Origin of the sequence: Rhodococcus sp. ABRD24 (assembly GCF_004328705.1) — a bacterium.
Taxonomy (GTDB): domain Bacteria; phylum Actinomycetota; class Actinomycetes; order Mycobacteriales; family Mycobacteriaceae; genus Prescottella.
The window spans coordinates 3,925,760-3,950,940 of record NZ_CP035319.1; the positions used below are offsets into that span (position 1 = coordinate 3,925,760).

At 68.3% G+C, this 25,181-nt stretch carries 24 protein-coding genes; 14 read left to right on the forward strand and 10 right to left on the reverse strand.

All coding sequences use genetic code 11. The features are described from left to right. The first annotated feature begins 216 nt into the window (after positions 1 to 216). Together ERC79_RS17475 and ERC79_RS17480 are read left to right on the forward strand one after the other, a co-directional pair. A complete protein-coding gene (locus ERC79_RS17475) occupies positions 217 to 630 on the forward strand; it encodes a phage holin family protein (protein ID WP_131579691.1) in 414 nt (137 codons plus the stop codon). Positions 631 to 757: 127 nt separating this feature from the next. After that, the gene (locus tag ERC79_RS17480; RefSeq protein WP_131579692.1) at positions 758 to 1,561 is read left to right on the forward strand and encodes a tyrosine-protein phosphatase; all 804 of its coding nucleotides are present in this window, start codon (positions 758 to 760) and stop codon (positions 1,559 to 1,561) included. Positions 1,562 to 1,647: 86 nt separating this feature from the next. Here the strand turns inward: ERC79_RS17480 and ERC79_RS17485 are convergent, their stop codons facing one another. Continuing rightward, complete coding sequence (locus tag ERC79_RS17485; protein ID WP_131579693.1) at positions 1,648 to 2,712, reverse strand: M23 family metallopeptidase; 1,065 nt, start codon at positions 2,710 to 2,712, stop codon at positions 1,648 to 1,650. Positions 2,713 to 2,989: 277 nt separating this feature from the next. Between ERC79_RS17485 and ERC79_RS17490 the strand changes: the two genes are divergently transcribed. The 3 genes from ERC79_RS17490 to sucD all read left to right on the forward strand — a co-directional run bounded on the left by ERC79_RS17490 (position 2,990) and on the right by sucD (position 7,071). Further along, positions 2,990 to 4,840 (forward strand): hypothetical protein, encoded by a 1,851-nt coding sequence (locus ERC79_RS17490; RefSeq protein ID WP_131579694.1) that lies wholly within the window; start codon positions 2,990 to 2,992, stop codon positions 4,838 to 4,840. Between the two features lie 143 nt (positions 4,841 to 4,983). Beyond that, a complete protein-coding gene (sucC, locus tag ERC79_RS17495) occupies positions 4,984 to 6,153 on the forward strand; it encodes an ADP-forming succinate--CoA ligase subunit beta (protein WP_131579695.1) in 1,170 nt (389 codons plus the stop codon). A gap of 15 nt (positions 6,154 to 6,168) precedes the next feature. Continuing rightward, positions 6,169 to 7,071, forward strand: a complete 903-nt coding sequence (gene sucD, locus ERC79_RS17500) for a succinate--CoA ligase subunit alpha (RefSeq protein ID WP_131579696.1) — start codon at positions 6,169 to 6,171, stop codon at positions 7,069 to 7,071. Positions 7,072 to 7,200: 129 nt separating this feature from the next. Here sucD and ERC79_RS17505 read toward each other — a convergent pair whose 3' ends face one another. Further along, complete coding sequence (locus ERC79_RS17505) at positions 7,201 to 7,824, reverse strand: YigZ family protein (RefSeq protein ID WP_131579697.1); 624 nt, start codon at positions 7,822 to 7,824, stop codon at positions 7,201 to 7,203. 137 nt (positions 7,825 to 7,961) lie between these two features. On the opposite strand from ERC79_RS17505, the gene ERC79_RS23765 reads away from it, so the two are divergent. The 4 genes from ERC79_RS23765 to purH all read left to right on the forward strand — a co-directional run bounded on the left by ERC79_RS23765 (position 7,962) and on the right by purH (position 12,877). Then, positions 7,962 to 8,918 carry a DUF5336 domain-containing protein gene (locus ERC79_RS23765; protein ID WP_131579698.1) on the forward strand — a complete coding sequence of 319 codons (957 nt, stop codon included), beginning with the start codon at positions 7,962 to 7,964 and terminating at the stop codon, positions 8,916 to 8,918. A 72-nt stretch (positions 8,919 to 8,990) separates the two neighbouring features. Continuing rightward, the gene (locus tag ERC79_RS17515) at positions 8,991 to 10,574 is read left to right on the forward strand and encodes a DUF6350 family protein (protein ID WP_131579699.1); all 1,584 of its coding nucleotides are present in this window, start codon (positions 8,991 to 8,993) and stop codon (positions 10,572 to 10,574) included. An 88-nt stretch (positions 10,575 to 10,662) separates the two neighbouring features. Beyond that, a complete protein-coding gene (gene purN / locus ERC79_RS17520; protein WP_131579700.1) occupies positions 10,663 to 11,271 on the forward strand; it encodes a phosphoribosylglycinamide formyltransferase in 609 nt (202 codons plus the stop codon). Next, complete coding sequence (purH, locus tag ERC79_RS17525; protein ID WP_131579701.1) at positions 11,264 to 12,877, forward strand: bifunctional phosphoribosylaminoimidazolecarboxamide formyltransferase/IMP cyclohydrolase; 1,614 nt, start codon at positions 11,264 to 11,266, stop codon at positions 12,875 to 12,877. Before purN ends, purH begins: the two co-directional genes overlap by 8 nt. A gap of 44 nt (positions 12,878 to 12,921) precedes the next feature. Here the strand turns inward: purH and ERC79_RS17530 are convergent, their stop codons facing one another. Then, complete coding sequence (locus ERC79_RS17530; RefSeq protein WP_131579702.1) at positions 12,922 to 13,170, reverse strand: hypothetical protein; 249 nt, start codon at positions 13,168 to 13,170, stop codon at positions 12,922 to 12,924. A gap of 332 nt (positions 13,171 to 13,502) precedes the next feature. Beyond that, entirely contained in the window at positions 13,503 to 14,471 is a 969-nt protein-coding gene (locus ERC79_RS17535; RefSeq protein ID WP_131579703.1) for an alpha/beta fold hydrolase, read from the reverse strand. Between the two features lie 121 nt (positions 14,472 to 14,592). On the opposite strand from ERC79_RS17535, the gene ERC79_RS17540 reads away from it, so the two are divergent. Genes ERC79_RS17540 through ERC79_RS17550 form a run of 3 tightly spaced genes read left to right on the forward strand, consistent with a single transcriptional unit; the run spans position 14,593 to position 18,345 of the window. Next, on the forward strand, positions 14,593 to 15,984 hold the full coding sequence (locus tag ERC79_RS17540) for a sigma 54-interacting transcriptional regulator (RefSeq protein WP_207390357.1): 1,392 nt from the start codon (positions 14,593 to 14,595) through the stop codon (positions 15,982 to 15,984). Between the two features lie 10 nt (positions 15,985 to 15,994). After that, positions 15,995 to 17,938: a VWA domain-containing protein gene (locus ERC79_RS17545; protein WP_131581276.1), complete on the forward strand. Its 1,944-nt coding sequence runs from the start codon at positions 15,995 to 15,997 to the stop codon at positions 17,936 to 17,938. A 35-nt stretch (positions 17,939 to 17,973) separates the two neighbouring features. Beyond that, on the forward strand, positions 17,974 to 18,345 hold the full coding sequence (locus ERC79_RS17550; protein ID WP_131579704.1) for a hypothetical protein: 372 nt from the start codon (positions 17,974 to 17,976) through the stop codon (positions 18,343 to 18,345). Positions 18,346 to 18,369: 24 nt separating this feature from the next. Here ERC79_RS17550 and ERC79_RS17555 read toward each other — a convergent pair whose 3' ends face one another. Beyond that, the gene (locus ERC79_RS17555) at positions 18,370 to 18,753 is read right to left on the reverse strand and encodes a VOC family protein (protein ID WP_131579705.1); all 384 of its coding nucleotides are present in this window, start codon (positions 18,751 to 18,753) and stop codon (positions 18,370 to 18,372) included. Positions 18,754 to 18,971: 218 nt separating this feature from the next. On the opposite strand from ERC79_RS17555, the gene ERC79_RS17560 reads away from it, so the two are divergent. Together ERC79_RS17560 and ERC79_RS17565 are read left to right on the forward strand one after the other, a co-directional pair. Then, positions 18,972 to 20,390: an amidase family protein gene (locus tag ERC79_RS17560; RefSeq protein ID WP_131579706.1), complete on the forward strand. Its 1,419-nt coding sequence runs from the start codon at positions 18,972 to 18,974 to the stop codon at positions 20,388 to 20,390. Between the two features lie 25 nt (positions 20,391 to 20,415). After that, a complete protein-coding gene (locus ERC79_RS17565; RefSeq protein WP_242676618.1) occupies positions 20,416 to 21,108 on the forward strand; it encodes a helix-turn-helix transcriptional regulator in 693 nt (230 codons plus the stop codon). A gap of 10 nt (positions 21,109 to 21,118) precedes the next feature. On the opposite strand, the gene ERC79_RS17570 is transcribed toward ERC79_RS17565, so the two are convergent. From ERC79_RS17570 to ERC79_RS17585, 5 genes are all read right to left on the reverse strand, one after another. Continuing rightward, the gene (locus tag ERC79_RS17570; RefSeq protein WP_131579707.1) at positions 21,119 to 22,045 is read right to left on the reverse strand and encodes an AEC family transporter; all 927 of its coding nucleotides are present in this window, start codon (positions 22,043 to 22,045) and stop codon (positions 21,119 to 21,121) included. Positions 22,046 to 22,153: 108 nt separating this feature from the next. Further along, on the reverse strand, positions 22,154 to 22,933 hold the full coding sequence (locus ERC79_RS17575) for an ABC transporter ATP-binding protein (protein ID WP_131579708.1): 780 nt from the start codon (positions 22,931 to 22,933) through the stop codon (positions 22,154 to 22,156). After that, positions 22,930 to 23,967 carry an iron ABC transporter permease gene (locus ERC79_RS17580; RefSeq protein WP_131579709.1) on the reverse strand — a complete coding sequence of 346 codons (1,038 nt, stop codon included), beginning with the start codon at positions 23,965 to 23,967 and terminating at the stop codon, positions 22,930 to 22,932. Before ERC79_RS17580 ends, ERC79_RS17575 begins: the two co-directional genes overlap by 4 nt. Then, positions 23,964 to 24,101, reverse strand: coding sequence for a hypothetical protein (locus ERC79_RS23610; RefSeq protein WP_242676619.1), 138 nt, complete (start codon positions 24,099 to 24,101; stop codon positions 23,964 to 23,966). Before ERC79_RS23610 ends, ERC79_RS17580 begins: the two co-directional genes overlap by 4 nt. Continuing rightward, on the reverse strand, positions 24,098 to 25,147 hold the full coding sequence (locus ERC79_RS17585) for an ABC transporter substrate-binding protein (RefSeq protein ID WP_242676620.1): 1,050 nt from the start codon (positions 25,145 to 25,147) through the stop codon (positions 24,098 to 24,100). The genes ERC79_RS23610 and ERC79_RS17585 overlap by 4 nt, the downstream gene beginning before the upstream one ends. Positions 25,148 to 25,181 lie beyond the last annotated feature (34 nt).

The following is a 25,181-nucleotide window of genomic DNA, read 5'->3' on the forward strand; positions in this document are numbered from 1 at the left end:
GCTCTGGTGGATCGCAGACCGTCGGAGACCTGGTCCTATGCGCGGGCTCTAGGCCTGCTGTCGTTGGCTCCATGAGGTCAGTGAAGTGCAGCCGACCGGTTTCGGCTTCCTCGCCGCGACGCCTTGGACGGACGGTTGTCGGACGGCAAACCCACTATTGTTCCGAGAACACCGGGTAGTCGCCGGGTGGCTTGACCGATCAAGGAGGCACGACGAATGCGTCTGCTGTTCCAGCTCATTTCGCAATGCGTACTCGGTGTGGTGGCGTTGATCGTGGTGCATTTCGTATTGCCCGGGGTGGATCTGAGCTTCACCGGATTCTTCGTGGCAATCGGCGTATTCACCCTGGCCCACATGATTCTCGGCCCCTTCGTGCTCAGCGTGGCGCAACACTATGCGGCTCCGCTTGCGGGTGGTGTCGGGCTGGTCGCGACGCTGCTCGCGCTGTGGGTGGCATCCCTGTTCCCCGATGGCATTGAGATCAGCGGCGTCAAGTCCTGGATCCTCGCACCGATCATTGTCTGGGTGATCACCGCACTCGGCGGGTGGATTTTCATGGCCTTCGTCATAGACAGGTGGCTCAAACGACGCAGTGCAGAGAAGCTTGTGCGCAGTGTGAATCAGGCGTGATGCTCAGTTCGGGATTTCGACCGGCAGTGCCTGGTGTCCCACCTCCACGCTCGCTCGATCCATCCATCGTGTCCTCGCCCGTCCCGGGCCCGCCCTGGCCGCCGTACGAATCTGGTAGGAGTCAGTGATGACCGCTCACCCGCTCGACCGTCGCGTTCTCCTCGAGAGTGCCCCGAACTTCCGTGACCTCGGCGGCATTCCCGTTGCATCCGGCGCCGTCCGTCCGGGCGCGCTGTACCGCTCGGCGACGCTCGCAAAGCTCGACGACGACGACCTCTCCGCCTTCTCGGTCCTCGGTGTCGAGACTGTGTACGACCTCCGCACCGCCGCCGAGCGCGAGGGTGCCTTCGATCGCCTTCCCGATACGGTGCGCACGGTCTGGCTCGACGTGCTGGCCGACAATGCCCAGAATGCCGCTGCCACTGGACTACTCATGACGGATCCGGTCGCATACGCCGAGACGATCAGCGATGGACGCGGGATCGCGCAGATGGAGGAGGCGAACCGAAACTTCGTCAGTCTGCCCTCAGCGCTGACTGCATACCGCGCGTTCTATCGCGACCTGATCGATGAGAAGCGTACCGGGGCAGCTCTCTTCCACTGCACCACCGGCAAGGATCGCACCGGATGGGCCGCGACCTCCTTCTTGCTTCTCCTCGGCGCCGACGAGAGCGACGTGCGTGCCGACTACCTCGAGACGAATACCGATCTGGCGCCCATGACCGATCCGATCCTCGCCTTCGTCGCGAGCAAGGGCGTCGACCCGGAGCTGATCCGTCCGCTCCTTGGTGTCCGTGAGAGCTACATCGATGCCGCTCTCGACGAGATGCGCACGCACTTCGGCACCGTCGAGGACTACGCGCGTGATGGGCTCGGCCTCACTGCCGAGCAACTCGTGACGCTGCGCGAGCGGTTCACTCGGTCTTCGTAACACCGTCCACACGCTCGACATCGCCGGAGGCCTGCTGATCTACGCCCTCAGCGTGGTGACGCAGGCCGTGATCGTGGTAGCGAGCGTCAGGGCTGTTCGAAGCCGAGGCTGATGCCACGCGAGGCGAGCCACGGAAGGGGGTCGATCTTGTTCTCGCCCGCGAGATGGACCTCGAAGTGCAGGTGCGGGCCGGTGGAGAAGCCGCGGTTGCCCATCGTGGCGATCTGATCGCCGGCCATCACCGTCTGACCCACCTGAACCAGGGTGGTGTCGATATGCCCGTAGACGGTGATCGTGCCGTCCGGATGCTGGATGCGGACCCACATCCCGAAGCCGGAGGCCGGGCCGGAGTCGATGATCTTGCCGTCGGCCACCGCGTAGATCGGGGTACCGATCGCGTTGGCGATGTCGACACCGGCATGCAGCGTGCCCCAGCGTGCTCCGAACGCCGACGTGTAGGTCCCCTGCGCGGGAAGTGCGAAGAGTGGCCGACGAGCCGCGGCCTCACGGGCGGCGCGCTCCTCGCTGAAGCGCTGACCCTTGGCGAGCAGGTTGCTGAACTGGCCGAGATCCGTCGGGTTGGCGACGGCGAGCACCTGGGGTGCGGACGAGTCGGAGGGGGACTGCGCGGTGTTGCTGAACTGTGCGGCCTGCGGGACGGCGGTCGCGGTCACCGAGCTTGTCTCGTCGAGGGCTACCTCGGAATGGTCGGAGTTCTGGGCCGGCGCATTCGTTGCTGCCTGGCCCGCGGCGACGACGGCGCCTGCGGCTACCGCGATGACTGCGGCACGGCCCTTGAGGGCGGAGGGGGGAGTCGGGATGCGGTGCAGGCCGACACGGCGTGCGGGGGAGACGACATCCGGTGGCTGCGTCGCGGGACCCGGCGCGATCGCGGAATTGATGCCCGCGGTGGGGGCGTCGATTTCGAGGTTCGCAGGTTCGGGATCTTCGGAGCTGGGGCTGTTCGTGCGAAAAAGCATGACGTTGCGAATCTCAGAACTTTCGGCCTCGGAGTAACGAATCTCCGGGGGCGTCGGATACCTGTGTTCGACGCCCTCGTCCAGCAGCCTGACCGAAGATTCCGTGGTGAAATCCGCGTCAGCGTGTTGTTTCACAAAGCGGCTGGCGGTGAACTGAGTTCGGTGGCGCATGTGTCCTGCCGTCCTCCTGCTCGTGACCTGCCTGTGACTTAGACCCTGGCGACGGTAACGAAACGGTTGCAGCGGGGCAACCTGTAGGCCGGAACGGGGCAGTAGATGTGACTGTCGTCACAGTCTGAGCTGGGGCGATGAGGAACATGACGGTCGGTCTCGTTCATATATCGGGATGGCGCGATCTCGTTACAGCGGGTCCTTACAGTGCCGTCGGTACATGGGCCCGCTTCCAGTTAGCCCGCCGCGCGGGGCGGGAGGCGATAGCGTCTCGCAGGTGGATTCACGTACTCAGTCGAGGGCCGCAGGGATCGGGGCCGGGGTGGTCGTGGCCGAGGCGCGTCAGCCGGCGCCGGCCACCTCGCGACCGGCCGGAGAGGTGGGAGCACTTCAGCTCGGCGCCGTCGCCCTCGCGGTGCTGTCCGGGTTCGCGATTGCGGCCGGATTCCTGGTGCCGGTTGCCCGCGTCGAGTCCAGCGGGGCCGAGTTGCACGCGGTGGGCGCCGCGGCACTCGTCGGCGCAGCGTTCGCGCTCGCCGTCCCCGCAGCCGCCACGGTGGCCCTGCTCGCCCGCCGGACCGCCCTCGTCGGCGGGCTGCTGGCCGGGGCGGGCTCCGTCGCGGTGGGAATGAGTGTGCTCGACCTGCAACTCTGGACCGGCCCGATCGACGCGAACCGGCTCGAGTTGTTTCGCCCCCTGACGGCCGCCGCGATCACGGCCGGACCCGGTGCGGCCGTGGTCCTCATAGGGCACGTGGGCGCCGCCGTGGCCGGGCTGCTCGGCCTGATGGTGATCCACCGCGCATCGCATGCCGACGGCTACGGCGCCTCGCCGGATCCCGAGGCCTCCGGCCGGCCCGCCGGCAGCCGGATCGGACTCGGCCTCGCCGCGGGCACCGTCGCATCCGCGATCGTGTCGGCGTTCGCCCTGTTCGCGCCGCCGCTGTCCTCGGCCGATCCGGTGATCGTGGTTCCTGAGGTGCTCGGGTCGGGTGCGCCCGCCGCGATCGGCGCGGCCTTTCTGGCTGTCGCGATACTCGGTGTCGTCGCTGCCGCCCTGGCCGCCACCGATGTGACGGTGGCGGCCGGCGCGGTGGCAGGCGCGGCGTTGGCTCTGCTCGGACTTGTCGGCGCGCGGCTCGCCGGCGGGCTCGCCGGGGAGCGGCTCGCGCCGGGTTCGGGCACCGTGTGGGGGACCTTGTCCGCGGGGGCACTGGTGCTGGCGTCGGCCGCGATTCCAGTTGTCGTGCGTAGGCGTGAGATGCGTGCGGTCGCCGGTCTCACGGCGATCTCGCAGCAGCCCCGCCGGCTGGCCGCCCACGAGCGGACGCACTACTGGCATGTCGCTGCGGGAGCGACGGGAACAGCAGCCGGACTCCTCGCGGGCGCCGGAGCCATGCTGCCGGTCCTCACGGTTCCCGCTCCGCTGACCGACCCGGTGATTCCCGCGACCCGCATCGCCCTCGTCGCCGGTGCGGTCCTGGCGGTCGCAAGCGTGTGGCTGCTGCTGTCGGAGTTCGCGGCGCTCGTGCGCCCCGCTGTCGGTGTCCTGTGGGCGCCGGTCGTCGCGGCGGCCACCGCGGTCGTGCAGGCGGCTGCTCCGGCCCGGGAGATTCCGGGTGTGGGGTTCGGGGCCGGCACGTGGTTGATCGCGCTGTCGGCGCTCGCCGCCCTCGCCGCGGGAGCCCTGGCCGGGTTGGCGGGCGCGGCGGAACGCGACGATGTCGACACCTCCGAGACCGTCGTCGCCGACCGCCCGGTACTGGTAGTCGGCGGCCTCGCCGCCGTCACGGCCTTCGTGGCCTTCGCGCTGCCCTTGTACCGCGGAAGTGACGGCACCGCAGCCGCACTCGGCCGTTTTCCATGGGGACTCGAGGCGTGGGGGCAGCTGCTACTGGCAGTCACGATCGTCGCAGCGGTCGTCGTCGCGATGCAGGCGCGCCCCGCCCGAGGTGCTGCGCTTTTCGCGGGTGCGGCCGTCGCGATCGGGATTCACGTGGCGTCCTGGCCGCTGGTGGCGAGCCGTCTAGCCGATCCGAGTGCAGGCCCGGGTATGGGACCTGCAATCCTTGCAGTGGTGCTTCTCGTGGTGGCCGCTGTGCTCGCCGCCCGACGGAAACTGCGGTGAAGTGCACCTCGACTGCCGTAGCGCGTGAGATGTGCCACATGGCATCTATGCGAGCGATAGTCGATTGATTGACCTAGTTAAAGTCCGAACGGACCCGCTCTTACCCCTCGAGCGGGCGTCAACGCAGACGAGACGGTGAGCAGATGGATCTCTTCGAATACCAGGCGAAGGAACTCTTCGCCAAGCACGGCGTGCCGACGTCGGCCGGGCGTGTTACAGACACGGTCGCCGGGGCGCGTGAGATTGCCGAGGAAATCGGCAAGCCGGTGATGGTCAAGGCGCAGGTCAAGGTCGGCGGCCGTGGCAAGGCCGGTGGCGTCAAGTACTCGCCCGACGTCGAAGCCGCAGTGGCTAACGCCGAGGCGATCCTGGGCCTCGACATCAAGGGCCACGTTGTCAAGAAGCTGCTGGTCGCAGAGGCGAGTGACATCGCTGAGGAGTACTACATCTCCTTCCTGCTCGACCGCACCAACCGCACCTACCTGGCCATGTGCTCGGTCGAGGGTGGCGTCGAGATCGAGGTCACCGCCGAGGAGAACCCCGACGCCCTCGCGAAGATCCCCGTGGATGCCGTCAAGGGCGTCGACCTCGCGTTCGCGCGCAGCATTGCCGAGGCCGGAAAGCTGCCCGCCGAGGTGCTCGACGCCGCGGCCGTCACGATCCAGAAGCTGTGGGAGGTCTTCATCAAGGAAGACGCTCTCCTCGTCGAGGTGAACCCCCTCGTCCGTACGCCCGACGACCAGATCCTGGCCCTCGACGGCAAGGTCACCCTGGATGCCAACGCTGACTTCCGTCAGCCCGGCCATGCCGAGTTCGAGGACCGGGACGCTACCGACCCGCTCGAGCTCAAGGCCAAGGAGAACGACCTCAACTACGTCAAGCTCGATGGCCAGGTCGGCATCATCGGCAACGGCGCGGGTCTGGTCATGTCGACGCTCGATGTCGTCGCGTACGCCGGTGAGAAGCACGGCGGCGTCAAGCCCGCCAACTTCCTCGACATCGGTGGCGGCGCCTCCGCCGCCGTCATGGCTGCCGGCCTCGACGTCATCCTGAACGACGAGCAGGTCAAGAGCGTGTTCGTCAACGTCTTCGGTGGCATCACCGCGTGTGACGCGGTCGCCAACGGCATCGTCGGTGCCCTGCAGACCCTGGGCGACGAGGCCAACAAGCCGCTCGTCGTGCGCCTGGACGGCAACAACGTCGAAGAGGGTCGTCGCATCCTCGCCGAGGCCAACCACCCGCTGGTGACGGTCGTCGCAACCATGGATGAGGCTGCCGACAAGGCTGCCGAGCTCGCCTTCGCAGCGAAGTAAGGGACACACACAACAATGGCTATCTTCCTGACCAAGGACTCCAAGGTCATCGTCCAGGGCATCACCGGCGGCGAGGGCACCAAGCACACCGCCCTGATGCTCAAGGCGGGCACCCAGGTTGTCGGTGGCGTCAACGCCCGCAAGGCCGGCACCACCGTCTCGCACACCGACAAGGACGGCAATGCCGTCGAGCTGCCGGTCTTCGCGACCGTCGCCGAGGCCATGAAGGAGACCGGCGCGGACGTCTCCATCGCGTTCGTTCCCCCGGCCTTCTCGAAGGACGCCATCGTCGAGGCCATCGACGCGGAGATCCCGCTGCTCGTGGTCATCACCGAGGGCATCCCGGTGCAGGACTCCGCTTACGCGTGGGCCTACAACGTCGACAAGGGCAACAAGACCCGCATCATCGGCCCCAACTGCCCCGGCATCATCACCCCGGGTGAGGCGCTGGTCGGCATCACCCCGGCCAACATCGCCGGCAAGGGCCCGGTCGGCCTGGTCTCCAAGTCCGGCACCCTGACCTACCAGATGATGTTCGAGCTGCGCGAGTACGGCTTCTCGACCGCCATCGGCATCGGCGGCGACCCGGTCATCGGCACCACCCACATCGACGCCATCGAGGCGTTCGAGAAGGATCCCGAGACCAAGCTGATCGTGATGATCGGTGAGATCGGTGGCGACGCCGAGGAGCGTGCCGCCGACTACATCAAGGCCAACGTTTCGAAGCCGGTCGTCGGCTATGTGGCGGGCTTCACAGCTCCCGAGGGCAAGACCATGGGCCACGCCGGCGCCATCGTCTCCGGTTCGTCGGGCACCGCGCAGGCCAAGAAGGATGCCCTCGAGGCGGCTGGCGTCAAGGTCGGCAAGACGCCGTCCGAGACCGCTGCCCTCGCGCGCGAGATCCTCAAGAGCCTCTGATCCGTCGGGCGCTGGGCGCCCGACAGTCGGATACTTCGAGCCCGGGTACCTTCCGTTCCTTTCGGGGACCGTGAAGGTGCCCGGGCTTTCCCGTGCGCGCGGGATAGCCCCGGCCCGGCCCGGCTCGGATCAAAGATCGACCCACATCTCCCCGGCCGGTTCGAGATCGCCCGTTCCGGACGTGACGGCGGCGACGACGGCAGTCAGCTCGGACGCGTCCTGGGCGGCGAGGGTGAGGACCGCCCGCAGCCCGTACACGGTCTCGATGACCGTCACCCCGCGGCTGCGTAGGTCCGCCTCCACGCGTCCCGCCGAGCCGTGATCTATTGCGAGCGTGAACAACTCCCGTCGGTCGCGGGTCAGGAGCGTGGCGGCGTCGACGGCGGCGACGACCGCTCCCGAGTAGGCGCGGACCAGTCCGCCGGCGCCGAGTTTGATGCCCCCGAAGTAGCGGGTCACGACCACTGCGACATCGACCAGCTCCCGGGTGCGCAGCACCTGCAGCATCGGCACGCCCGCGGTGCCGCCCGGTTCGCCGTCGTCATGGGACCTTTCGACGCGGTCGCTCGCGTTGTTGCCGATGATGTAGGCGGAGCAGTGGTGCCGTGCGTCGGGATACTGCCGGCGCTGCTCGTCGAGGAATCCCTGGGCCGCAGCGGGGTCGTCGACTCGGCGCAGCACGGCGATGAAACGAGAGTGCTTCACCTCGGTCTCGGCGACGGCGTCGGCTCCGGCGGGCAGCGTGAAGGGCATGGTTCATCTTCCCGTGCGCAAGTCCGGCGTTCGGATGTGCCTGCGTCGTGACCGGGTCGTGGACACCTTTACCGATGAGATGCGCAGCGTAGGGGGGTAGCGTTCATGGGGTTTGGATTCGTCGACTAGGAGCAGACATGACTTTCACCGGCGGAGGGTCCGACTACGACCCGTCATCGCAGGCGTCGGCCGAGGGGGACACGAAGGCACTGCCGTTCTATCTCGGAATCGCGGTCCTCGCGCTCGGCGTCGCGAATTTTCTACTCGGGTTCGCTCCATACCTGAAGAACTCCTCGAGCGGATTCGGGATCAGCGTGGTCGCCTCGTCCAATGCGTTCTCCTCCCTGGGTGTCGTCCCGATCTCGCTCCTGCTTCTGGGCGGGCTGCTGTCCGGGCTGGCGTTGCTGCCCGGGCAGTCGTACACGGGTCCCGCGGCCGCGGCATCCCTGGTCGGCTTCCTCGTTGCATTCGCACTGATGCTCAACATCGGTAGCGGTGCGAGCCTCGCCGCTGGTGGCATCGCGATCCTGGTCCTCGGCTTCCTCCAGGCTGCGGCGGCCATATCGGGGGTCCTGTTCGGTGCGGGCCTGGTGAAGGCGCCGGCAATGCGCCCGGCCCCGAGCCAGCCGCACACTGCGTATGGACATCCGCAGGCATACGGCGGGCCGCAGGGTTACGGGCCGGCGCAGGGCTACGGCCAGTCGCAGGGCTACGGGCCGGCGCAGGGTTATGGCGCTCCGCAGGGCTACAACCAGCCACAGGGTTACCACCAGCCACAGGGTTACGGCCAGTCGCAGGGCTATGGCGCTCCGCAGGGTTACGGCCAGCAGAGCGGGGCGTCCCAACCCGGTTACGCGCCCCAGCAGGGGCAACAGCAGGCGCAGGGCTACGGGCAGTTCCAGGCCGGCCAGCACTCGGCGTACCAGTCGCCTGCGCAGCAGTCGCCGTCCCAGCAGTCGTCGCCGTCCCAATCACGGCCGTCCGAGCCGCAGGGGCCGTCCGCCGAGCGTCCCGCTGACCCGACCAATGCTCCCACCCAGGCGTTCGGGGCTCAGCCCCAGAATCCGCAGGCGGAGAGCGAGGACGAGAAGTAGCTGCGCCGGACGTACACCACGACTCGGCGCGCCTGAGTGGTGCCGCCGGGTGTAGGTGCGACCCTCGAATCGATGAGTTCTCTGCTGAGTCGCGGCGCCCGCGGCGACACCTCCTCCCGTTCCGGCCCGACCCGAGACCAGACACGTGAGCTGCTCACGGTTGCGGTGCGCCCCGCGGCCATGGCTGTGGTGCTGTTCTCCGCTGTCGTTATTGTCACTCTGGTCGCCTCGAACAGCGACCTCACCGGAACTTTCGGTGCCATCGCTGCGAGCTGGCTGGCGCTGCACCAGGTTTCGTTGACCATCACCGGTGCGCCGCTGGCGATCCTGCCATTGCTGCCGACCGCGATCCTGATGTGGGCCGTGGGACGTGGCTGTGCCCGCGCGGTCACCCCGCGCACATCGCTGCCCGAGGCACTTCGGGTCGTGGGTGCGGCCGTGGCCGGTCCGCTCGTGATGACGTTGATCGCGCTCGCCGTCGTCTCCGACGCCGCGACCGTCATAGCCCTCTCGCCGCCGAGCGCTCCCGAGGCATCGGGTTGGACGATAGGCATCCACCTTGTTGCGGCATCCGCTGGCATCGCCGCGGTGATCGGCAGGGCCGAATGTGAGCGGCTCGGCCTGCCCGACTGGCTCCCGATGGCCGTCCGTTCCGCGGTTCGTGCGTCGGGGCTGCTCCTGGCCGCGGGTGGCCTCGCTACCGTCGCGTCGCTGGTGCTGTCGTGGTCCGAGGTCGGGGCGCTGATCGACGAGGGCGGCGGTGTGATGGGAATGCTGGGGCTGACCGTCCTGTCGGTGCTGTACCTGCCGAATGTCGCGGTCGGTGCCGCCGCGGTGCTGACCGGTGGCACGGTTCATGTCGGTGGTTCTTCGCTGAGTCTGTTCGACATCCTGCCCGGAGCGGTGCCGCCCATGCCGGTGCTGGGCGGCATCCCGACCGAGCTGGCGGGATCCGGGTGGCCGATCCTGCTGGCGGTGCCGGTGATCGTCGGTGCCTTGTTGGGGCGTGACTGTGGCCGACTGCGGCTGCCACCCGTGGAAACCTCGTACGCCGTGCTGATTGCGGCTGCGAGCGTCGGCGTCGCGGCCGCGGCAGTCGGATACGCGGGCGGCGGCGAGGTGGGCGCCTTCGGCTTTGTCGGTGTCGAGTGGTGGGCGTTCGGCCTGGTCACCTTCGGTTGGCTGGCACTGCCCGGCGTGGCCGTCGCGCTGCTCCTCACCTTGCGGGGCGGCGTCCGGTCCGACAGCGCGGACGTCGGTGAGGCATCCGCGGAGGAAGTGGCCGACAGCGGTGCGATCACTCCGATCGAGGTCGTCGATGCTGTCGCGGCGCCGGTTCTTCGTTACCGGTCCGGGGACGAGTCCGGCGAGGCGACAGCGCTCCCGGAAGGCGAGGTCGCAGGCGAGTCCCCGACAGCTGACGGCACCGTAGAGGCCACCGAAGCCACCGAGGTCGTCGAGAACGACACGGAAGGCAGGGAAGGCAAGGAAGGCAAGGAAGGCACGGAACACGAGGCCGACACGATCGTCGACGCCGAAGTCGTGGCGGTGATCGAGGAGGACCTGACACCGGTTGCGGAGGCTGCGGACGGCGCGGAGGCTCCGGAAGCACGGGAAGGCGACCTGCCGGACAGCCCGGTGACTCCCAGAGACTAGGCTCTAACCCGGCCCGTGATCCGGCCGGACCGTCTCGAAAACCAGGAGTAGTGCGCTGACTGCCACGCGTGACCAGCTGCGGCCCACGGTGCCCGCTCGGATCGTCGTACTCGCATCGGGGACAGGCAGCCTGCTGGAGGCACTCATCGCCGCCACCCGCGTCGACGGTTACCCCGCGAGCATCGTCGCGGTCGGCGTCGACCGCGAATGCGGCGCGACGGCGCACGCCGACGCCGCCGGTATCGAGCACTTCCGGGTTGTGCTGCGCGATCACGCCGACCGCGGTGCGTGGGATGTCGCGCTCACCGAGGCCGTCGGCGCGCACCAGCCGGACCTGATCGTCAGCGCCGGGTTCATGAAGATCCTCGGCCCCGCGTTCCTCGATCGCTTCGGCGGCCGGATCATCAACACGCATCCCGCGTTGCTGCCCTCGTTCCCCGGTGCGCACGCGGTCTCCGACGCCCTCGCATACGGCGTCAAGGTCACCGGGTCGACCGTGCACCTGGTCGACGGTGGTGTGGACACCGGTCCGATCCTGGCGCAAGAGCCCGTGGTGGTGCATGCCGACGACGACGAGTCGGCGCTGCACGAGCGCATCAAGACTGTTGAGCGTCGACTGCTGGCCGTGGTCGTGGCCGAAGTCGCCCTCCGAGGTGTTGTTTCCGACGGACGAAAGGCCGTGATCCCAAGTGAGTGAACGCAAGGCAGTGCGCCGAGCACTGGTCAGCGTCTACGACAAGACCGGCCTGGTCGAACTGGCCACCGGCCTGCACCAGGCCGGTGTCGAGCTGGTCTCCACCGGCTCCACCGCCGCCACGATCGCGGACGCCGGTATTCCGGTGACGCCGGTCGAGGCGTTGACGGGCTTCCCCGAGTGCCTCGAGGGCCGGGTCAAGACGCTGCACCCCCGCGTGCACGCCGGCGTCCTCGCCGACACCCGCAAGGCCGAGCACCTTGCGCAGCTCGAGGAACTGGGTATCGAGGCGTTCCAGCTGGTGGTCGTCAACCTGTACCCCTTCACCCAGACCGTCGCCTCGGGTGCCACCCCGGACGAGTGCGTCGAGCAGATCGATATCGGCGGACCATCGATGGTCCGGGCCGCCGCGAAGAACCACCCGTCGGTGGCGGTGGTCGTGAACCCCGAGAAGTACGACGACGTCCTGGCCGCGGTCGCGGCCGGCGGCTTCACGCTCGCCGAGCGCACCGCGCTGGCGGCGCAGGCGTTCCAGCACACCGCGTCCTACGATGTCGCGGTCGCGTCCTGGATGACGTCGACGCTGGTCGAGTCGGTTGCGAGCGAAGCGACGGGGGATTCTGAACAGGCGAGCGAAGCGACGGGGGATTCTGAACTGTCGCAGTTTCCCGAGTGGGTCGGTGCGACGTGGGAGCGTTCCGCGGTGCTGCGCTACGGCGAGAACCCGCACCAGGCGGCGGCACTGTACGACAGCCCGGCTGGTCCGGCGGGCCTCGCGCAGGCGAAGCAGTTGCACGGCAAGGAGATGTCGTACAACAACTACACCGACGGTGATGCCGCATGGCGCGCCGCGTTCGACCATGCCGAGCCGGCGGTCGCGATCATCAAGCACGCCAACCCGTGCGGCATCGCGGTAGGCGCAGACATTGCCGAGGCGCACCGCAAGGCGCACGCCTGCGATCCGGTGAGTGCGTTCGGTGGCGTCATCGCCGCCAATCGTGAGGTCACCGTCGAGATGGCCGAGCAGGTCGCGGACATCTTCACCGAGGTCGTCATCGCGCCGTCCTATGCGGCCGGCGCCGTCGAGGTCCTGGCCCGCAAGAAGAACGTGCGCGTCCTCGAGGCCGCCGCTCCCACCGAGACCGGCATCGAGCTGCGGCCGATTTCCGGTGGCATGCTGCTGCAGGAGCGTGACGTCCTCGACGCCGAGGGTGACAACCCGGCCAACTGGACGCTGGTCGTCGGTGAGGCCGCGGACGCGAAGACCCTTGCGGATCTCGGGTTCGCCTGGCGGGCATGCCGTGCCGTGAAGTCCAACGCGATTCTGCTCGCGAACGACGGCGCCTCGGTGGGCGTCGGCATGGGCCAGGTCAACCGCGTCGATTCGGCGCACCTCGCGGTGCAGCGGGCCGGTGACCGCGCCAAGGGTTCGGTGGCCGCGTCCGACGCGTTCTTCCCGTTCCCCGACGGACTGCAGGTCCTGCTCGACGCTGGCGTCCGCGCAGTCGTCCAGCCGGGTGGCTCGGTCCGCGACAACGAGGTCATCGAGGCCGCCCGCGAGGCCGGCGTCACCCTCTACCTGACCGGTGCGCGCCACTTCGCGCACTGATCCACCGTTCTACTGCGCTCCCTCGTCGGGTTCGCGAGCCTTTGTCAGGCCGCGATTCCCGACGGGGGAGCGTTGTGCTTGGCGGACTCGACCAGTGCGCGGGCCTTGGCGTCGTCGGTGCCCGAAATGACGAGACGGGCCGCGCCGCGCGCGAGCAGCTCACTGATCAGAGCGGCCGCGGCAGCGTCCTGGCCGACGCCGATGTGGCTGAGGTCGATGGTGATCGCGTGCCCGGTGAGGTCGCCGGGGAGTTTCTGGGTCGGGGCGCTCAGTGCGCCGAGTCGAAGCTTCATGATGGTTCTCCTGAACTGTGTATCGGTACAAGCTGTCCCGAGGTAGAAAAAGAAGGGCACCCGAGGCGATGCGCCTTCGGGTGCCCGAAAAATGATCCGGTTAAGGAAATCTCATTCTCAGGGCCACCGTTCGAAGGATGCGTGGCTGTGCCATGCCGGTACGGCGAAAAATACGTGCTTGTCGAATGCTTTGATTGCATGCATTGCTGTCTTCGTGACGCGCATCGTGACCGTACCTCTCTCGTGCGTACCCTCTGGTTAACGGAAGACGATACAGCAGTTACCGCGTGGCGACATCTCTGTTTTGCGCCGAACGTATCGCGGAGGGTCCGTCAGAGGCTGGCGAGCCAGTCCTCGAAGCCGTTCGTGAACTCGGTGGACCAGGGCAGCAGCTCGATGTAGTCGGCTCCGGTGGAGGCCGCGTCGCCGAGTTCCTTGAGAACATGATTGGCCGTCGTCATCCGCACCGACGTCAAGGAGGTGTGGGCGAGTGCGGCGTCGAGTGCATCGACGTCGGCGCAGTCGAGTTGGATGTCCTTCGCGGAGCAACTGGTGATCACGGGCATGCCGATCGGCAGGCGGCCCGCGAGCTCGCGTGGGTCGAGCGCGTCCTCCTCAGCGAGGGCGCGAGCATTTGCCGGCACCAGTCCGGCGGCGCGCAGCGGGTCGGGCAGGTCATCGCTGAGTGTCGCGTCCGTGCGTAGGGACTCGACGGCGCCCGCGAGCGCGAGACGCAGCTCGTCGGCGAGGTGCACGGGAAGCTGTCCGGCGCCGACGACCGCGGTGAGTTGCCCGTCGATCTGCGTGGTGAGCAGGTCCAGCAAACGCACGCTCAACGGCTCGAGCAGGCCCAGTCCCGCGACATTCGCACCGCTGTCGGCGAGCGTGAGGGCGATCAGGGCGCCCTCGCTGTGTCCGATCACGAACACGCGGTCGGCGTCGATACCGGGCCGTCTCGCGAGAAACCGCAGGCCAGCCGACGCCGCATCCACGAATGTCGAGAACCCGAGGTCACCGATGTCCTCGATGTCGTACGGGCCCAACCCCGTGGAGCCGCTGCCGAGCTTGTCGTAACGCAGGCTCGCGAAGCCGTTGCGCTCGAGGACGTCGGCGAGGAATTCGAGGGTACCGATCGGGCCCGGTAGCAGCGCGCTGTCGCCATTGCGGTCGGTGGGCCCGCTGCCTGCGAGAAGTAGTACCGCAGGTGCCGAGTCCGCGCTGCCGGGGATGCCGCCGGGCATGCGGAGGCTTCCGTGCAGGGTGATGTCGCCGGTGGAAAACGTGATCTCGGTGTCGGCCATGTTCAGTGTCTATCAGAGGTCTGACAGACGTCTGTCAGAGGTCTATTCGGGCACAGTGGTCACACCCGACGGTATGGGCCGTCCAGGTGCCGAATCCCCCGAACACTCGTAGCTTGGAGTGGTGACTGCCACACTGCCCCCGCAGCTGCCACGGACCGTCGGCGAGCTTCGCGCTTCCGGGCACATCCAGCGTTCGGTCAAGGAGGAGTTGCGCGGGAATCTGCTCTCGGCACTCCGCGACGGCGTCTACCCGTGGCCGGGGATCGTCGGGTTCGGTGAGACGGTACTGCCGCAGCTCGAGCGGGCACTCATCGCGGGGCACGACGTGGTGCTGCTCGGTGAGCGCGGTCAGGGCAAGACGCGGCTGCTGCGGACATTGCACCTGCTGCTCGACGAGTGGGCGCCGGTGATCGCCGAATCCGAGCTCGGTGAGCACCCTTACGAGCCGATCACCCCGTTGTCGGTGCGGCGGGCCGCAGAGTTGGGCGACGCGCTGCCCGTCGACTGGCGGCATCGCAGCGAGCGCTACGCGGAGAAGCTCGCGACACCGGACACCTCGGTGGCGGACCTGGTGGGCGATGTGGACCCGGTCAAGGTCGCGGAGGGCCGCAGCCTCGGTGACCCGGAGACCATCCACTTCGGCCTGGTGCCCCGCGCACATCGCGGGATCGTCGCGATCAACGAGCTGCCCGATCTGGCCGAGCGGATCCAGGTGTCGTTGCTGAACGTGATGGAGGAACGCGACATCCAGGTCCGCGGCTACACCCTGCGACTGCCGCTCGACGTATTGCTGGTGGCCAGCGCCAACCCCGAGGACTACACCAACCGCGGCCGCATCATCACCCCGCTCAAGGACCGGTTCGGCGCCGAGATCCGCACGCACTATCCAGCGCTGCTCGAGGACGAGATCGCCGTGATCGAGCAGGAGGCGCACCTGCAGGCCACGGTGCCACACCACCTGCTCGAGGTGTTGGCCCGGTTCACCCGGCTGCTACGGGAGTCGACGTCGGTGGACCAGCGGTCCGGGGTGTCGGCCCGATTCGCCGTCGCCGGCGCGGAGACGGTCAGCGCGGCCGCGGTCCACCGCAGTGCGGTGCTGGGGGAGGCGGATCCGGTGGCCCGGCCGATAGACCTCGGCACCATCGTGGAGGTGCTGCGCGGAAAGATCGAGTTCGAATCCGGTGAAGAGGGACGCGAACTCGAGGTGCTCGAACATCTGTTGCGCCGGGCGACGGCGGATACCGCGCGGACGAGGCTCGGCGGCATCGACCTTGCACCGCTGGTCGCGGCGGTGGAACAGGGGCAACCGGTCGTCACCGGCGAGCGCGTCACCGCGAAGACACTGCTCGGCGAGTTGCCCGAGCTCGATGTGCTCGACGAGGTGGCCGTCCGGCTCGGTGCCGAATCGGACGGTGAACGGGCCTCGGCCGTCGAACTCGCCCTGGAGGGGCTGTACCTGGCGCGACGGATCTCGAAGAACCCCGACGAGGACGGGCAGTCGGTGTACTCGTGAGGGCGGCATGATGTCTCGCGGCGCCCGGTACGGGCCGTACGAGGGCGGTGATCCGCTGGCACCGCCGGTGGACCTGCGCGATGCGTTGGCCGCGATCGGCGACGACGTGCTCGAGGGAGTATCGCCGCGGCAGGCGCTGCGCGAGTTGCTGCGGCGCGGTTTCGGAGAGCGTCGCGGGCTCGACGACCTTGCGGCGCAGGCCAATCGGCGACGCCGCGAGCTGCTCTCGCGTAACAATCTAGGTGGCACCCTCGACGAGGTGCGCGAGCTGCTCGACCGCGCGGTGCTCGCCGAGCGTAAGGAACTGGCCCGGGCGCTAGACGACGACGCCCGGTTCGCGGAGATGCGCATCGAGGAGCTGCCGCCATCAACGGCGCAGGCCGTTGCGGATCTCGCCGACTACGACTGGCGCAGCAGCCAGGCCCGCGAGGACTACGAGAAGATCCGAGACCTGCTGGGTCGCGAGCTGCTCGATCAACGGTTCGCGGGGATGAAGCAGACCCTCGAGGGTGCGACCGACGAGGATCGGCAGCGGATCCGGGGCATGCTCGAGGATCTGAATGCATTGTTGGACAGTCATGCCCGCGGCGAGGACACCACCGCGCAGTTCCGACAGTTCATGGACAAACACGGCGAGTTCTTCCCGGAGAACCCCCGTACCACCGAGGAACTGCTCGACTCGCTGGCGGCCCGGGCTGCCGCGGCGCAGCGGCTACGTAACTCGCTCAGCCCCGATCAGCGGGCGGAGCTGGATGCGTTGGCGCAGCAGGCCTTCGGTGATCCGTCGCTGATGGATCAGCTGGACCGGCTCGATGCGCACCTGCAGTCGGCCCGGCCCGGTGAGGATTGGAACGGCAGCGCCCGCTTCGGCGGTGATGAGGGCATGGGGCTCGGCGAAGGGACCTCCGCCCTGGCCGATGTCGCGGAACTGGAACAGCTCTCCGAGCAACTGTCGCAGCAGTATCCGGGTGCCGGGCTCGACGACATCGACACCGAGGCGCTCGCCCGGCAGCTCGGCGCCGAGGCCGTCGCGGATGCGCGGACGCTCGCCGACCTCGAGCGGGCGTTGCAGCAGCAGGGCTTCTTCGACCGCGGCGCCGACGGCCGGTGGCGGCTGTCTCCGAAGGCGATGCGGCAGTTGGGCCGGACGGCGCTCCGTGATGTCGCGCAGCGTCTCTCGAGCAGGGGCGGCCAGCGGGAGACCCGGCGCGCGGGTGCGATGGGGGAGCCGACGGGGGCGTCGAGGCCGTGGGAGTTCGGCGATACCGAACCGTGGGACGTCACCCGCACGATGACGAACGCGGTGTTGCGTAATCCCGGCGCCTTGCCGGTGCAGATGGCGGTCACCGACGTCGAGGTCGCCGAGACCGAACAGCGTGCCCGGGCCGCCGTCGCGCTGCTGGTCGACACGTCGTTCTCCATGGTGATGGACGGGCGATGGGTGCCGATGAAGCGCACCGCCCTCGCCCTCAATCACCTGGTGACCACCCGATTCCGCGGTGATGCGTTGCAGCTGATCGGATTCGGACGCCACGCGCAGGTGCTCACCGCCGCCGAGCTGGCAGGCCTCGACGGGGCTTGGGACCAGGGCACCAACCTGCATCATGCGCTGCTGCTCGCCGCTCGGCACCTACGCCGGCACCCCAACTCGCAGCCGGTCGTGCTGATCGTCACCGACGGTGAGCCGACCGCGCACCTCGAGGCCGACGGGCAGGCCTTCTTCGACTATCCGCCGAGCGCGCGGACCCTGGGATTGACGGTGCGCGAACTCGACACCCTCTCCCGGCTTGGTGCCCAGGTCACCATCTTCCGGCTCGGGGACGACCCGGGACTGGCCCGAGTCGTGGACCGGATGGCCCAGCGCGTCGGCGGCCGGGTGGTGGCGCCCGACCTCGATGGGCTCGGTGCCGCGGTCGTCAGCGACTACATGCGGATGCGTCGCCCGCGCCGGTGATGTACATCCAAGCCGGTCTCCGTCAGGATGGTCCGATGCCACTGCGGAGGATCCTCATCCGGGCCGCGATCGTGATCGCGGGCCTGTCGTGGCTGTTCCTCGTGGTCACGGGGATCGTCCAGGGCGACTGGATGATGCTGTTCTGGCAGTTCCTGCTGGCGATGATGGCCCTCGACTGGTGGCGCGGCCGCCAGGGAAAGCCGTCGATGCCGACGGACACGCCGCGTCAGAGGCTCGTGTCCGGGGCGATCGCGCTGGTCATCGGGATCGGGGGTGCCGCAATGGTGGTCACGCAGGACTCGGTGTTCGGACGCGTGGCCGGAGGCTTGCTAGTCCTCTCGGCGGCGGGCCTCCTGTACACGGCCCTCGCGAGTGTTCGCGAGAAGAAGCCGCCCGCCCCCGCGTGAATCAGCGGGTTTGTCGACTCGGGTTCATTGACTGGCGATCTGGATCAGGTTGCCGCAGGTGTCGTCGAACACCGCGGTGGTGACGGCGCCCATCGTCAACGGGGCCTGCGTGAACACCACGCCGAGACTCTGCAATCGTTCGTACTCGGCCTGCACGTCGTCGACGGCGAAGGACGTGATCGGGATTCCGTCCGAGACAAGCGCCTTCATGTAGGCCTGGGCGGCGGGATGTGCGTCGGGTTCGAGGACCAACTCGGTGCCGTCGGGGTCCTCGGGGGAGACGACGGTGAGCCACCGGTGCTCGCCGAGTGGGATCTCGTGCTTCTTCGTGAAGCCCAGAATGTCGGTGTAGAACGCGAGCGCCTTGTTCTGATCGTCGACGTGCACGCTCGTCAGGTGGATCCGCATGGTGCCTCTTCCTCTCTTTCGTGGTCCGGGGCAGGCGCCGGCCAGCGGTCGGTAATGGTTCGCAGCGGTGTGGTGTCGAGATGGTGGAGGCAAGTATTCACTTCTCTGCCAATGGTTGCTCGATGACGCCATCGGTCATCCGACCGATGGTGTAGGTGTGACGGCGGTCATAGCGTGGCGTTCGTCCTCGAAATACGTCACCGTGAAGGGTGGTTCCCATGAACGCATCGGATCTGGGTTGGATGCCGGCAACCGAGATGGCCGCGCAGGTCGCCTCGAAGGAGTTGTCGCCCAACGAGATCGCAGAGGAGATGATCCGCCGGGTCGAGGAGGTCAATCCCTCGGTCAACGCGATCGTGCACTTCGACGCCGCGCAGGTGCGTCGCGACGCTGAGGAGTTGACGCGCGCACAGGGCAGTGGTGAACCGCTCGGTCCGCTCCACGGCGTGCCCTTCACCATCAAGGACCTCACCGACGTCCGCGGACTCCCGACCACGTTCGGGCTCAAGCCCATGCGAGACAACACGGCCGAGCGGGATGCGGTGATCGTCACGCGGCTGCGTGAGGCAGGCGGTCTCTACTTGGGCAAGACGAACACCCCGGAGACCGGCTACTACGGCGGAACCGACAATCATCTGTTCGGGCCGACGCACAACCCGTGGAAGCCGGGGCATACCGCCGGCGGTTCCAGTGGTGGTGCTGCCGCCGCGGTGGCTGCGGGCCTCGGCCCACTCGCCGAGGGTAGTGACGGCGCGGGTTCGGTACGGATTCCGGCCGCAATGTGTGGAGTCGTCGGACTCAAGCCGACGACCGGTGTGATCCCGCAGGCGATCTTGCCCGGGCGCTACAACAACTGGGCGTACCACGGGCCGATCACCCGGACCGTCGCGGACAATGCGCTGATGCTGGATATCCTTGCTGGACCGGATAATTCGGATCCGCTGAGTATCGAGCGCGTCGAGGAGTCGTACGTCGAGGCGGCGCGGGGGAGTATCGACGGGCTGCGAGTGGCGTGGTCGCCGAATCTGGGCCTGGGGTACGTCGAACCCGACGTCGCGGCCGTGTGTGCCGAGGCCGTCGCATGCTTCGAGGAGATGGGCGCCAAGATCACTGAGGCCACCCCGGCATGGGGCAATCCGTCCGAGGCGATGTGGCACGGCGTCTGGGTGCCGGGCTTCGCGGGCGAGCACGACATGCTCGACTGGGATTCGCTGCACGGTGAGGTCGATGACAACCTGATCGAGCTGATCCACGAAGGACGGCGGCTCACCGGTGTGGACTACGGGCGCGCCGACGCCTTCCGTGGCCGGATGTGGGACACCTGGACCGAGTTCATGAACGACTACGACGTCCTCATCTCTCCGACGCTGGCATCCGCCACCTTCCCGCTCACGCAGTTCGCGCCCGACTGGTTGCTGGGCAAGCCGCTGCGCGAGCAGTTGCTCGACTGGCTGCTGACTTACCCGTACAACATGCTCAACAACCCGGCGATCACGGTGCCGGCCGGGTTCACCGCGGACGGTCGACCGGTGGGCCTGCAGATCGCGGCACGTCACCGCCGGGATGCACTCGTTCTGAAGGTCGCGGCGAATCTCGAGCAGGCACGACCGTGGGCCGATCGGCGCCCGGTGATGTAGCTCACAGAATTGGTACATTCGGCGCATGGCCGACAGTGGTGACGTGACTGGGGACCGGGACCTGATGTGGACCAGGTCCCCAGTGACGTTCGCACACGGTCTGCTGGCCCGGTGGGCCGGCGAGTTGGACTACGCGGCGGCGGCGATCACGTACCGGCCACGAGGTGACCGCGTCCACCAGGTCCTGGCCAACGGTGGGTACCGGGAGGACGTCGCGGAGTATCTGGCTCACGGCTTCGTTGCTGATGCCCGGGTCTTCGAGTACGTCCGAGTGGCTTCCGGAAGGCCGGTGTGCTGGGAGGACGTGCCCGGTTTCGAGCAGTCGAGAACGGCGGAGGATGTGCTGCGGCCCTCCGGCTTCCGGGAGGGTTCGTCGGTCGCGCTCGGTGTCGAGAAGGGGGTCGTGACCGGCGTCCTGCACGTGAGCTTCGACCGAGGCGTGCTGGACTCCTTGACGCGGTCGCGCATCGAGCTTCTGGCGGGGCAGTGTCGGCGTCTCGTCGCCGACCACAACGATCGGGCCGCGTTTCGGCTCAGTCCCCGTGAGCACGAGATCGTCGTCCTCGTGGCACAGGGGCTGAGCAACGCCGACATCGCGGCCGAGCTGATGGTCGGCAGGCGGACGGTGGCCACACATTTGGAGAACATCTTCGCCAAGACCGGGACGCGGTCCCGGGTCCGGCTGGCGGTGCGCGCCACCGAACTGGGCGTCCTGTGAGTCGGTCGGCTCAGGCCAGCAGCGCGGCCACGATCCCGATCGCGGGGATCGACGCCAGCGTCGTGACGAACGCGGCGTCGCGGGCCAGCACCATGCCACGCTGGTAGCGGCTGGCGTAGACGAACACGTTCTGCGCGGTGGGCAGCGTCGAGACGACAACGATCGCAAAGAGTTCGTGCCCGTCGAGGTCGAGCAGATAGCGCGCCATCAGATAGGCCAGCACCGGCTGGACGAGGATCTTGAGCGCCGACGCGAGCGCGACGTCTCGGCGCGGGCTCGCGCCCTTCTCGAGTACTCGCACGCCGTACAGCGACAGCCCGAATGCCAGCAGCGCACCCGGCACCGAGGCACCGCCGATCAGGCGGAAGGGCTGCATCAGTGCCTCGGGCGGAGTCCAGTTCGACACCGCGACCGCCAGGCCGGCCGCACCGGCCAGCACGATCGGGTTCTTGAACGGCGCGGTGATCGTCTCGAGCCGGGAACTGCCCTTGTGCATCGTGCTGATGTCGAGGACGGTGAGCGCGATCGGCGAGAAGACCATGATCTGGAACAGCAGCAGCGGGGCAATGAACGACGGGTCGCCGAGTACGAAGACCGCGATGGGGATGCCCAGGTTCGCTGAGTTCACATACGACGAAGCCAGCGCGCCGATCGTCAGCTCCGGGAGCGGGCGTCGCAGCCACAGCCGGGCGATCAACAGGTAGAGGGCGGCCACCGCGAAGGCCGTGGCCGAAGCGACCGCGAGGGTGGGGGAGAACACCACGGACAGATCGGAATTGGCGAGGGTGTCGAAGAGGAGCGCGGGCGTCGCGACGAAGAACACCAGTCGGCTGAGCACGAACTGCCCGTGATCGCCGAGCGTGCCGCTGCGACCGAGGAAGAACCCGATCGCGATGACGACGAAGATCACCGTGAAACCCGCGACCACACCCGACACGTCGCGGGCACCTCCAGAACCGAACCGAGAAATCGACAGAAGTCTATCCCCAACCTCGAACGGGCGTTCACCTCCCACCCGGCCCGAAGCATGCTGAGAACTCCCGTTTCAGGGGTTGGAGGCGAGGCGGAAGATGCCGTCCGCGGGGTCGAAGTGGACCCGGCGCGAATCGAAGGCGGCGCGGATCGCGCCGGATTGCACGAGCTCCGACGGGGTGCCGTCGACGACGGTGCCGTCGCCGGCCGCGAGCCACACGTGCCGGGCGGTACGCAGGACCAGTTCGACGTCGTGGGTCGAGATCAGCACCGTGATGCCGGAGTCGGTCGCGATCTCCTCGAGCAGTGCCAGCAGTTCGACGCGGGCGGCAATGTCGAGAAATGCGCTCGGCTCGTCCAGCACCAGTAGGGCCGGTTGCTGCACGAGAGCTCGTGCGATCAGGACCCGCTGCCGCTGACCGTCGGACATCTGGTGCAGCCGGACATCGGCAAGTCGTGCGGCACCCATGCGGTCGAGGCTGTCGGCGATCAGCGTCCGTTCGGCGGCACTGAGCCGGGAGGCGAACCCCTGGTGCGGGAGGCGGCCGAGCGCGGCGACCTCACTGCCGGTGAGCAGTCCGGCGTCGACGCGGTCGGTGAGAACCACCGCGATCCTGCGGGCGCGCTGCGCCGGCGGCAGTGCGCTGACGTCGGCGCCGTCGAGCCGCACGGCCCCACCGAGGACCCGCTGTAGACCCGCGACCGAGCGCAGCAGTGTCGATTTTCCGGCGCCGTTCGGTCCGAGCAGCGCCGTGACATGCCCGGAGTGGGCAGTGAGACGGAGTCCGGTGAGGATGCGTCGCGGGGGTCGGCCGGGGTAACCGACGGTGACATCGTCGAGCACGAGCGTCATGCGACGCCTCCTGCCCGTGCCCGACGCGATCGCATCAGCACCAGGATCACCACCGGCGCGCCGACCAGTGCGGTCACCACGTTCAGTGGCAGCACGCCGTCGCGCCCCGGGAGCTGCGCGACCACCGAGCACAGCAGTGACACCGCTGCACCCATGAGGATCGCGCCCGGCAGCAGCACCCGGTGGTCCGACGTGCCGAGCACGAGCCGCGCCAGGTGGGGGACGGCGATTCCGAGGAACGCAATCGGACCGCAGAAGGCGGTCACCGCACCGGCGAGCAGTGCCGCCGACGTGATGGCGACGGTGCGGGTGCGCAGCAGGTGGACTCCCATCGAATCGGCGTAATCCTCGCCGAGCAGCATCGCGTTGAGAGCCCGCACGAGCGTTGCGGCGAGCACGACGCCTACGAGCACCGCGGGCACGAGCACCCGCAGATCCGACCAGGAAGCACCGGAGTAGGACCCCAGTCCCCACAGGATGAACTGCTGCATCTGCGCTGGCTGGGAGAACGCGACCAGGAGGGAGACGACAGCGCTGGTGACCGAGCCGACCATGATGCCGACGATCAGCAGGGTCACCACGGACCGGATCCATCGGGAGATCGCGAGCACCACCAGCAGGACCGCCAGCGCGCCGACGGCCGCGGCGGCAGCGATGCCGAGGCGCCCCGTGCCGGCCACCGCGGCGAACACGCCGGCTCCCGTCCCCGAGCCGAGGACCACGAGCGCGACTCCGAGGCTCGCGCCGGACGAGACGCCGAGGATGTACGGGTCGGCCAGCGGGTTCGCGAACAGTGTCTGCATCAGGAGGCCCGCGACCGCGAGCGCGGCCCCCGCGCAGGCCGCAGTGACCACGCGGGGAAGGCGAATGTCCTCGATCAGCGTCGTCCAGCGTCCGGTTCCGGTGTCACCGGTGAACAGGTAGCGCGCGGTGGTGCCGAACGGGATTGCCACCGATCCCACCGACACGGCGAGCACGACCGCCACCACGACGAGGGCGCCGAGTCCGGTCAGTGCCGCTGCGGTGCGATTCACTGCAGGCGACGGTAGAAGGTGAACTCGTGCCCGGGCATCAGGTCCGGGTGGGCGATCGCGATGAGGTCGGCCAGCACCAGATCCGGGCGCAGCACGCCCTGCTCGTAGAAGTCGAGGGCGCCGGCGTCGGTCATCCGGCTCGACGACGTCCACACCTGTCCGTCGCGGAACGCCGCGAATTCGGCGAGGCGGGTTCGGCGGCGATCGCGTCGGCCTTCGTCTTGTTCGCGGAGTTGCTGATCGCGAGTGGGGCGTCGCCGGCCCGCGCGAATACGGTCTCGAGCTCGGTCTGCAGGCTGCCGGTGCCGGGTTCGGTCATCCACGGGTGTGTGATGCGGGCGGTGGCGTACAGGTCGTTGGAGTAGCTGGCCAGCGGCACGGACCACGCGCCCTGATAGGGCAGTCCGGGCACGATCGTGACCGGTGCTGCGCTTGCCGCGAGCGTCGAGTATTCGTTGTAGTCGGCGACGATCCCGCGGAATGTCTCGGTGGCCTGTTTCTCGGTTCCGGTGAGGGCAGCGAAGAACTTGATCCATTCTGCGCGGCCCAGCGGATCGGCCTCGAGCCAGTCGTAGTTGTCGAGTACCGGAATCCCGGCACGCTCGATCACTGCGAACGCGGGATCGGTGAAACCGCCCGTGACCAGTGCCTGCGGTGCCTCCGCGACGACCGCCTCGGCGTCCACCTGCCCGGCGGTCGCAAACTGGGTGACGCCGGCGCCGGTGATGCGCGTGCGGGCGGCATCGCTGTAGACGTAGTCGGCACTCGCAAAGCCGGTGAGGGCGTCGAGCTCGCCGAGGGCCTCGAGGCTCGGCAGGTGAGTCGTGGACTCGGCGAACAGGTCGGTCACCGGGGTGACGACCCGCTGCGCGTCTGTGAGGGCTCCGCTCAGCTCGGGCTTCGGGGCGCCGCACAGCGTCAGGACGTATGCCTCCTCGGCCTGGCCGGGCTGGCGGACCGTGACCACCTGGTACGAGTTGTGGTACTCGATGTCGAAGTTCTCGGCATAGTCGACCGTCTGCTTGTCGGTGAAGTAATCGACGCCCGGATCGAAGTCGGTGATGCAATCGGCACCGCCGGCGTTCGTGGCCGTCGTGGAGTTCGACGAGCAGGCTGCGGCACCTCCGACGGCGAGGGTGGCGGCGGTCAGGACGGCAGCGGCGCGGAGCGAAATCGACACCCGGAGAATCTAGCGTGGACCGAAAGCAGCAGGG